The following is a 9,798-nucleotide window of genomic DNA, read 5'->3' on the forward strand; positions in this document are numbered from 1 at the left end:
GACCTATCCAACCGACGTAAAGGCACACGTTTCGTGGCGAACATCAAGTCCCAGAAGAAGCGCATCCTGACCAACGAGAAGGCACGGCAGCGCAACAAGGCGGTCAAATCGTCGCTCAAGACGGCCGTCCGCCGCTTCCAGGAGGCCGCCGACGCCGGCGACACCGACACGGCGGTCGTAGCGGCGCGTGACGCCAACCGCAGGCTCGACAAGGCGGCGTCCAAGGGCGTCATCCACAAGAACCAGGCGGCGAACCGCAAGGCCTCCATCGCCAAGAAGGCCGCTAACCTCTAGGAACTCCTCGAACTCACCGCTGCGGTGACAGCGATGCCTTGCGGCATTCTGTCCAGCGACCACGGCAGGCGATAGTCCGGACCACCCGCCGCAGAACCGGGTGTGGTCTGCGGCCCACATCGATATCGGCTGGCCCGGGAACGGCGTCGCCCTCAAGCGAGGGCGGCGCCGTTTTCGTCGGCGTCCCGAGTTCCTCGGTCGCGCCGCGACACCGAAAGTGTTCCGTGACGTGTCGAACGCACCTCGTGGTCGGGTAAGGTGCTCGATACATCCGATGTCTTGGATGTGAGAACGCCGTCAAGAGGTGGAGGAACCGTGCAGACCGAGCAACGACCCGCGACATCGACCGATCCGGATCCCGCGACCGATGCAGGTCACAGCTGGTTCACCCACGACCGGTTCGGCCTGTTCGTCCACTTCGGCCTCTACAGCATGGCCGCGCGACATGAGTGGGTGATGACCAAGGAAAAGATGCCGATCGAGAAGTACGAGCGCTACGCGACGTTCTTCGATCCGGATCTGTTCGACGCACCCGCGATGGCCAGGCACGCCAGAGAGGCCGGGATGCGATATGCCGTGCTGACCTCCAAGCACCACGACGGGTTCTGCCTCTGGGACTCCGGCTTGACCGACTACACCTCGGTCAAGCACACCGGCCGTGACCTGGTGCGTGAGTTTCTCGACGCGATGCGTGCCGAGGGTCTGCGGGTCGGGCTGTACCACTCTGTGATCGACTGGCACCATCCCGACTTCACGGTCGACTATCACCACCCCCGCCGTGACGACGCCGACGCCGAGACGCTGAACGACGGCCGTGACATGGCGCGCTACCGGGAGTACCTGCACGGCCAGGTACGCGAGCTACTCACCGGATACGGCCGGCTCGACTACCTCTTCTACGACTTCACCTATCCCGAGTCCCGAGACGGCTGGCAGGGCAAGGGACCGCAGGATTGGGACGCGGCCACCTTGCTGGAGCTGACGAGGAGCCTGCAGCCCGGCATCGTCGTGAACGACCGGCTCGGAGTTCCGGCGGATCTCGTCACGCCGGAGCAGTACCAGCCGGACGCTCCTATGATGCGCGACGGTGACGAGGTGACCTGGGAAGCCTGCCAGACCCTCAACGGCAGCTGGGGGTACGACCGCGACAACTTCGACTTCAAGTCACCTGACCTGCTGATCCGGATGCTGGTCGACTCGGTCTCGAAGAACGGCAACGTCCTGCTCAACATCGGCCCGGACGGTCGCGGAGCCATCACCCGGCGAGACCGCGAGACGCTCGCGGACATCGGCGAATGGATGCGCCTGCACTCCCGCTCGATCTACGGCGCCGGCGCCTCCGCTCACCAGGCGCCGGCCAACACGGTGCTCACCCAGCGCGGCGACCGCCTCTACCTGCACATCCTGGCCTGGCCGTTCGGCCACATACATCTGAAAGGGATGGCAGGACGGGTCCGCTACGCTCAGCTGCTTCACGACGGTTCCGAGATCCCGCTCACTGAGATCGACCCCGGGCAGAAGGCGCAGAACACGACGCCCGGTGGTCAGCCACCGGGAACCTTGACACTCACGCTTCCCACGGTCCGTCCGGACGTGACCGTGCCGGTCGTGGAGCTCTTCCTCGAATCGGCGCGCTGAAGGGAACAGACATCCGATGTTTGTTACTCTCAGCAAGAAGGCCACGAGGAGCGAACGAGCGGAGCAGCCAACATGAGCGCACACATCACCGGTGTGTCGACACACGACATCCGGTTCCCCACGTCCAGGGAGCTCGATGGCTCGGACGCGATGAACCCGGACCCCGACTACTCCGCGGCCTACGTGGTGATCCACACGGACGTCGACGATGGCGTCGCCGGGCACGGGTTCGCCTTCACCATCGGCCGTGGCAACGACATCCAGGTCACCGCCATCCAAGCGCTCGAACCGTTCCTGGTCGGCCGCCGGCTGGAGGAGACTCTTGAGGACCTCGGCGGACTGTGGCGGGATCTGGTACACGACTCCCAGCTGCGCTGGCTGGGCCCGGAGAAGGGCGTCGTCCACATGGCCGTCTCCGCGGTCATCAACGCGCTGTGGGACCTCAAGGCGAAGCGGGCCGGCAAGCCCGTCTGGAGGCTTCTCGCTGAGATGACACCGGAGCAGATCGTCGACCTGGTCGACTTCCGGTACCTCACGGACGCACTCACCCGCGACGACGCGCTCGCGATCCTTCGGGCCGCCGAGCCCGGCCGTGCGGAACGTACGGCCTATCTACTGGATCACGGCTATGCCGCCTACACCACCTCACCCGGGTGGCTCGGCTACTCCGACGAGAAGCTGGCCAGGCTGGCCCGGCACGCGGTCGAGGACGGCTTCACCCAGATCAAGTTGAAGGTCGGGGCCGACCTCGACGACGACATCCGGCGCATGCAGCTGGCCCGCGACGTCGTCGGCGACGACATCCGGATCGCGCTCGACGCCAACCAGCGGTGGGACGTTCGCCCGGCGATCGACTGGCTGAAGCCGCTCGCCCCGTTCAGCCCTTGGTGGATCGAGGAGCCGACCAGCCCGGACGATATCCTCGCGCATGCCACCATCCGCAAGGCTGTGACCCCGATCAAGGTCGCCACCGGAGAGCACGGTCAGAACCGGGTCCTCTTCAAGCAATTGCTACAGGCGGATGCGATCGACATTATGCAGATCGACGCCGCGCGGGTCGGCGGTGTCAACGAGAACGTGGCGAACCTGCTCCTCGCGGCCAAGTTCGGGGTGCCGGTCTGCCCGCACGCAGGGGGTGTCGGGTTGTGCGAGCTCGTACAGCATCTGTCCATGTTCGACTACGTCGCCGTGTCGGGAACGATGGACGACCGCGTCATCGAGTACGTCGACCACCTGCACGAGCACTTCCTCGATCCGGTGCGATTGAACAAGGGCCGCTATCTGGCACCTACCGCGCCCGGATTCTCGTCCGAGATCCATGCAGACGCTTTGGACGAGTACGCGTTCCCGGACGGTCCGGTCTGGTCCGGCTGAGGCTACTTCGGCCCCAGCGTCATGGCTCGTTGAGCGAACAGCGTTCGAACGCCGGTTGGTGATCCGAAGGGATAGGAGCTGACTTCAGTGGATACGCGGACCCTAGGAAGTACTGGACTCGAGCTCACCGAGCTCTCGTTCGGAGCGGCGTCGCTGGGCAATCTCTATCAGGAGACAACAGACGAGGAAGCGGCGGACGCGCTGAACACGGCCTGGGACGCCGGCATGCGCTATTTCGACACCGCACCGCATTACGGCCTCGGCCTGTCCGAGAGACGACTCGGCGCCGGGCTCTCCCACCGGCCGCGTTCCGACTACGTGATCTCCACCAAGGTCGGGCGACGACTCGTGGAGAACGAGGCCGGAGGGGACGCGCTCGATCCGCACTTCGTCGTCCCGGCGACGCACCACCGCGTCTGGGACTTCAGCCGGGACGGGATTCTTCGGACGCTCGAAGCGAGCTTGGAACGTCTGCGCACGGATCACGTGGACATCATGTATCTGCACGATCCCGACGACCACTGGGAGGAGGCGGCCGGCGAAGGGTTCAACACGCTAGCCGATCTGCGGTCGCAGGGCGTCGTACGCGCCATCGGCGCGGGGATGAACCAGTCCGAGATGCTCACGCGCTTCGTCCGGGAGACCGACACCGACGTGGTGATGTTGGCCGGCCGCTACACCCTCATGGAGCAGGACGCGCTGGACGACCTCCTCCCGGCCGCTCTGGAGCGGAACACCTCCGTGGTGGCGGTGGGGGTGTTCAACTCGGGACTGCTGGCGCAACCACGCCCGCCGGATGACGCGAAGTACAACTACAACGAGGCCCCGCCGGAACTGGTCCACCGGGCCAATGACATCGCCGACGTCTGTGAACGACACGGGGTGACGCTTCCCGCGGCCGCGTTGCAGCTCCCGCTCATGCATCCCGCGGTGGTGAGCGTCGCTGTAGGCATGGGACACGGAACCCACGTCGAGCGCAATGCCGCGCTTTACGCTCAGCACATCCCGGCAGGGCTCTGGTCCGAGCTTCGGGATGCCCGCCTGCTGCGACCCGACGCCATCGTCGAGACGTGAGACCGTCGTCCTGCTCGACACGCATCGCCACGCGCGGGGGCAGGGAGCCGGACGCACGTGCGCATTCATTCCACACGGCGCATGGCCCGCTATAGAGTTGTCACGAATTCTGTCGTTTAGACACTCGATAATCTCACTCTCCGCGATATCAACATCACACAGAGTTACCGAAATTCGGACCTTGCGCCGTCGCAGTCCGTGACGTATTCTTGCGGAAAGTAGTTTGTTGCCATAGGCCCCATTCTGGGTTATTGTTCTTGTGTCCACAGAAAAACGGGCTCATGGTCCTAGGCAACTAGATCAGCCAGTGTCTAAGTGGTAATGTCGCTGAAAGGCGACGTAACTATTAATGGCAGGCTTGGAATTCTGTGACCGCACGGCCTCGGGCCGTGACCTAAGACCCGGTGCGGCTCCGCCCTACCCACCCCGCACCGAGAAAAGGGACACGGCGCGCTCGTCCGGGGATGAGCGCGCCGTGTCTCGATCAAGCGGTGGCAGGGTCCAACGGGGGGCGGATCCTGCCGCCGCTGTTTATTATGTAGGCGCAGGTTACGGCAACCGGCCCAAATGTGGAGAATCTTCCAGACAGGCCGCCTGTTCGCCACCCTCCAGCATGCCCATCCGTTTCAGGCACGCCGTCCAGTTACGCGATCATGGCGCACTTTTCGGGCACCATGGACATATGGAGCAGAGCAACCACACATCGCTGACCCTCACACGCTCGTCAGATGGCGACGAAGATCGACTGTTCGCGTTCCGCGACATCTCGTCCGGCGCGCGGATCGGGTTCTATCGGCCTGCGGACCGACACGACCTGTGGGAGGCCTACGTCGCGGGCGCAGCACGGTCGTATCGGAAGTACGGTGCCGAGAACGCCTTGAGGCTGCCGCCCACCACGCCCAGCTCCATGGCGCCCATCTTCGCCGTCGTCAAAGGCAGCGATGAGGAGGTCATCGGTGGCTGGTACGCCAACGGGCCACTCAGAGCGGTCAGCGAAGCTTTCGCCCCTGGCGAGTTCGCGGCCGATCCCATCTCGGCGACTCTGATCGCCGAGTGGATCGCTCAGGTTGTGCCCCAGGGGGTCTTCGAGTTCAAGGGCGTGTGGGTCGACTCGTCGGCGCCCCTGAAGCCTGCCCTGGCCGATCTGCTGGCCCGTTCGTTCTTCCACGCCATGCACCTTCTCGACGTTCGTTACGCCTTCTGCACTGCCGCCCTGCACGCGGCACCGCGTTGGATGTCATCGGGCGGACGACCCCTGGCTGGGATCCCGCCCACCGCGTATCCCGACGAGCGTTACCTGACCTCGTTCCTCCACTGGGACGTCAAGTCGGCGTTCCGCTTCTCCACGCCCACCCAACGACGACTGTTCGCCAGCGACCTGTGCACGGCCGAGCGGCCATCGATGGCCGTGGGGGTGGCCGCCTGATGCAGAACGCATCGGACACCGAATCCTGGCGTCCTCGCTTCATCGACAACGTCGACGAGCTTTCTGAACTCTCCGCGGATCCGCATATCGAGGTGATCGATCGCATCGATCAGCAACACCGCGACCTGGCTCGCGTGCTCCCCCCGCCAGACGACGCTGTGTTGAACGAAGCGAGTCGCTGGTACTACTACCCGTGGCGACGATCCGTCGTCCATGTGCTCGGCCCGCAGAGCTTCCGGATGCTCCGATCCGACCGCAACCGGAACAAGATCACAGCCACAGAGCAGGAGACTCTCCGGCGGCTCACCATAGGCGTCGTCGGCCTCAGCGTCGGACATGCGATCGCGCACACGCTCGCGTTGGAGGGCATCTGCGGCGAGATACGCCTGGCCGACTTCGACGAGATCGAGCTCTCCAACCTCAACCGCATCCCTGGTACGGTCTTCGACCTCGGCATCAACAAGGCGGTCGTCGCGGCTCGGAGAATCTCAGAGCTCGACCCCTACCTCGAGGTCAAGATCGAACCAGACGGGCTCGATCTCGGCTCCGTCGACGACTTCATGTCGGGCATGGACATCGTGATCGAGGAATGCGACTCGTTCGACGTCAAGCTAGCTGTACGGGCGGCGGCCAAACGCCAACGCATCCCGCTGATCATGGAGACCAGCGACCGAGGCCTGCTCGACATCGAACGATACGACGTGGAACCGGATCGACCGCTGTTCCATGGCCTTCTGGGCGACGCCAAGGCGGAGGAGATGATGGGCCTGTCGACGCACGACAAGGTCCCATATGTGCTTCGGGTGCTCGAGCCGGATCAGCTCTCCGCAGTCATGGCCGCCTCCATGACCGAGGTCGATGAGACGGTCGCCACATGGCCTCAGCTCGGAGGCGACATCAATCTCGGGTCTGCGACCGTCGCCGCGGCCGTGCGCACACTCGGTCTGGGCAAACCTCTCTCATCGGGCCGTGTGCGCGTCGACATCAACGCCATGCTCGGTGACATCAGGCAACCCGATCTCCGAGCCGACCCGGCGAGTCACGATGAGGCCGGTGTCGACCCGGAGCCAGCACCAAACGACGCCGTCGCCGCCGCGGTACACGCGGCGAGACTCGCCCCCTCGGGCGGCAACACCCAGCCCTGGACGTTTCACGTCAGCGAGTCCGCTCTCGACATCCATCTCGATCCCCGGCAGACCTCGACACTCGACGTTGCGTATCGAGGCAGCCACGTGGCGATCGGGGCTTCGCTCTTCAACGCGCAGGTGGCGGCTGCCCACCGTGGGATCTTGGGACGAGCCGAGATCTATCCCCATGGGACCGACGACGCCCCGGTGGCTCGCTTGACCTTCGCCGACGGCCACGACGCCCGCCTTGCCGCGCTCTACGACGCCATGGTGCAACGGGTCTCCAACCGGCACCTGACCGAGCCGTTGCCTCTGCCGGACGACGTCGTACCTGCCCTCCAGCAGTCGGCCACGGACGAGGGAGCCGAGGCATTTGTCGTCACCGACCGTCAGCGACTCCTGGAGTTGTCGGAATTGTTCGGTGAGTCAGATCGAGTGCGCTATCTCACGGAGCATCTGCATGCCGAGATGATGCGCGAGCTTCGTTGGCCCGGTGAGGACAGCCTCGACTGGGGGCTCGACGTCCGCACGCTGGAACTGGACAAGTCGGACCTGGCGAAACTGGCGGTGGCCCGGCGAGCCGACATCATGTCGCTCCTTGCGCAACAGGACCTGGGCCGAGCGCTGGGTGAGGCCAGCCGCGATCGTATCGGGGGCGCATCCGGCCTCGTCGTCGTCGCCATCAACGGCACTACGCCTGCCGACTACGTGCGCGGAGGTAAGGCCGTCGAGAAGGTCTGGATTCAGGCCGAGCTGCTGGGTCTGAGTGTTCAGGCCATATCGCCGGTCTTCATCTACGCCGTAGACCGGCCAGACTATGAGGAACTATCACCACGGTATAGTGATCGTCTGCGTCAGCTTCATCACGACTTCAACGGATTGACCGGCATGAACGATCGCAGTATCGCACTGACAATGCGTATCGGATACGCTCCACATGTCAGTGCCCGCAGTAAACGGCTATCCGCTGACCACAATGTCAGCGGTGTCTGAACGAACACGGAGCCGACCTTGGGTATGGACCCAGAAACGATCCAGCCACTGCTCAAGTCGCTTGGAGAGGCCACGGCTGCTATCTCCGTCGACGTGCTTGCAGTCGGTGGTGGCGTGCCACTCGTGGCCTGGGGCAGTGCGGCCGATGCGGGTGTGCGAGGCGACGATCTCTCTGTGATGCGCACAGCCATCCGAGAGGCGACGGCGAGTGCCGCGGCACAGAACGGCAACGGCGCCACCGTGCACGCTGAGATTCCTGGGTTCAGTTTGCTCAGCCATAAGCTGAGCACCACCGATTTCGACGGCGGAATCTGCATCGTCCGCGATAGCGGTCAACCATGGACGGATAATGACCGCACGGCTCTCACCATGGCCGCCGAGTTGTGCACCTCCTTCATGGAATCTGGCCAGATCTCCGGTGAGCACGAACGGCGACTTGACTCACTCGTCTCGTACGTCGCGTCCGAGCTGATGGGCATATCGGCGGCCGAGCATCCGCCGACCATCGCCAGGATCCTGGAGGACCTCGGACGCTTCTTCGACGTCGACACCTGCTACCTCCGCTACAACGATCCCGAGCTTCGCGCGAGCGTGCTCGTGGATGAATGGCCGCATCGCCCCGACGTGCCGGACCCAGACCCTCTCGGGATCGTGCCCTGGAACACCGATGATCCGGTCTTCCGTGAGATTCAGAACCTCCGAGAGCCGTACGTCGCCCGTCCCGGAAAGGACACGGCGGACTACCAAGCGCGTGTACACGCCGGTTCTGGTGTTCCCACAGTGTCCATGGCGATGGTGCCGTTGATCACCGACCAGACCACGCGCGGCGTCCTGGGTTTCGTGCATTTCGGTGACCGTCTGTGGCGAAGGTCTGAGGTGCACGCGCTCAAGGCGATCGCTTCCCTGCTCACTCAGGTCGATGGACGTGTCATCGCTGAGGAACGCCTCCGCCATCGCGCATACCACGACGAATTGACCGGGCTGCCAAATCGGCGCGCGTTCGTGGAGGACGTCACCGTACTTCTCAAGGAAGACCCCGAGGCTCCCGTTGCCGTCTTGTTCGTCGACATGGACCGGTTGAAGACCGTCAACGACGTTCTTGGCCACGCCATCGGCGACCTGTTCATCAAGGCCGTGGCGACGAAGCTGCGCGACTCGGTTCGCCCGGAGGACATCGTGGCCCGCCTGGCTGGTGACGAGTTCGTCGTGATGCTCCGCGGCATACACACGGCCGAGAACGCCGAGCACGTGGCCAGGCGGCTGCTCGACGAGCTCACCCACCCGCTGGACATCGGCGGCCACGTCGTCAGCCGCAGCGCATGTATCGGGATATCGATCAACGGTGACACGTCATCCACCGCTGATGAACTTCTGCGCAACGCCGACGTGGCGTTGCTGGAGGCCAAGAAGCGTGGTGGGGACACCGTGGTCTCGTTCAATGACGACCTCCACTGGAGGCTCCTGGACCGGGCCGACCTGGAGTTTCGCCTGCGTTCCGCCATCGGCGACGGCGAGATGCGGCTGCATTTCCAACCCGAGTTCGACCTGCGCAGCGGCGATCTCACCGCGCTCGAGGCACTGGTGCGCTGGGAGCATCCAGAGCGCGGTCTGATCTCGGCAGGCGCCTTCGTCTCGGTGATCGAGGAGATCAACCTCGCCGCTGATCTTGGCCGGTGGGTTCTGGAAGAGGCGTGCCGCCGCCTCGCAGACTGGAAATCCGCACCCGACGCCAAGCCCCCGCCAGTGGTGCGAGTCAACATCTCCGCCGGTGAGCTGATCAGTACCGACTTCGTCGGCTTCGTCGGAACGATGCTCAGCAGGTACGGGCACGCTCCGAAGGAGCTCGGCATCGAGATCACCGAGAGCACCGTG

7 protein-coding genes are annotated in these 9,798 nt (G+C 64.5%); all 7 read left to right on the plus strand.

Features of this window, described 5'->3' with window-relative positions; translation table 11 throughout:
- Positions 1 to 33 precede the first annotated feature (33 nt).
- Positions 34 to 294 carry a 30S ribosomal protein S20 gene (rpsT, locus tag ELR45_RS12840; protein WP_129666466.1) on the plus strand — a complete coding sequence of 87 codons (261 nt, stop codon included), beginning with the start codon at positions 34 to 36 and terminating at the stop codon, positions 292 to 294.
- Between the two features lie 315 nt (positions 295 to 609).
- Positions 610 to 1,932: an alpha-L-fucosidase gene (locus tag ELR45_RS12845; protein ID WP_129666468.1), complete on the plus strand. Its 1,323-nt coding sequence runs from the start codon at positions 610 to 612 to the stop codon at positions 1,930 to 1,932.
- Between the two features lie 72 nt (positions 1,933 to 2,004).
- Positions 2,005 to 3,306 (plus strand): L-fuconate dehydratase, encoded by a 1,302-nt coding sequence (locus ELR45_RS12850; protein WP_129666470.1) that lies wholly within the window; start codon positions 2,005 to 2,007, stop codon positions 3,304 to 3,306.
- A gap of 87 nt (positions 3,307 to 3,393) precedes the next feature.
- On the plus strand, positions 3,394 to 4,380 hold the full coding sequence (locus tag ELR45_RS12855; protein ID WP_205856502.1) for an aldo/keto reductase: 987 nt from the start codon (positions 3,394 to 3,396) through the stop codon (positions 4,378 to 4,380).
- 682 nt (positions 4,381 to 5,062) lie between these two features.
- The gene (locus ELR45_RS12860) at positions 5,063 to 5,806 is read left to right on the plus strand and encodes a hypothetical protein (RefSeq protein WP_129666474.1); all 744 of its coding nucleotides are present in this window, start codon (positions 5,063 to 5,065) and stop codon (positions 5,804 to 5,806) included.
- Entirely contained in the window at positions 5,806 to 7,926 is a 2,121-nt protein-coding gene (locus ELR45_RS12865) for an Rv1355c family protein (protein WP_129666476.1), read from the plus strand. Before ELR45_RS12860 ends, ELR45_RS12865 begins: the two co-directional genes overlap by 1 nt.
- A gap of 24 nt (positions 7,927 to 7,950) precedes the next feature.
- A partial coding sequence (locus ELR45_RS12870; protein WP_129666478.1) for a putative bifunctional diguanylate cyclase/phosphodiesterase occupies positions 7,951 to 9,798 on the plus strand: 1,848 nt, incomplete at its 3' end.

It is taken from the genome of Phytoactinopolyspora endophytica (genome assembly GCF_004138495.1).
Lineage (GTDB): Bacteria > Actinomycetota > Actinomycetes > Jiangellales > Jiangellaceae > Phytoactinopolyspora > Phytoactinopolyspora endophytica.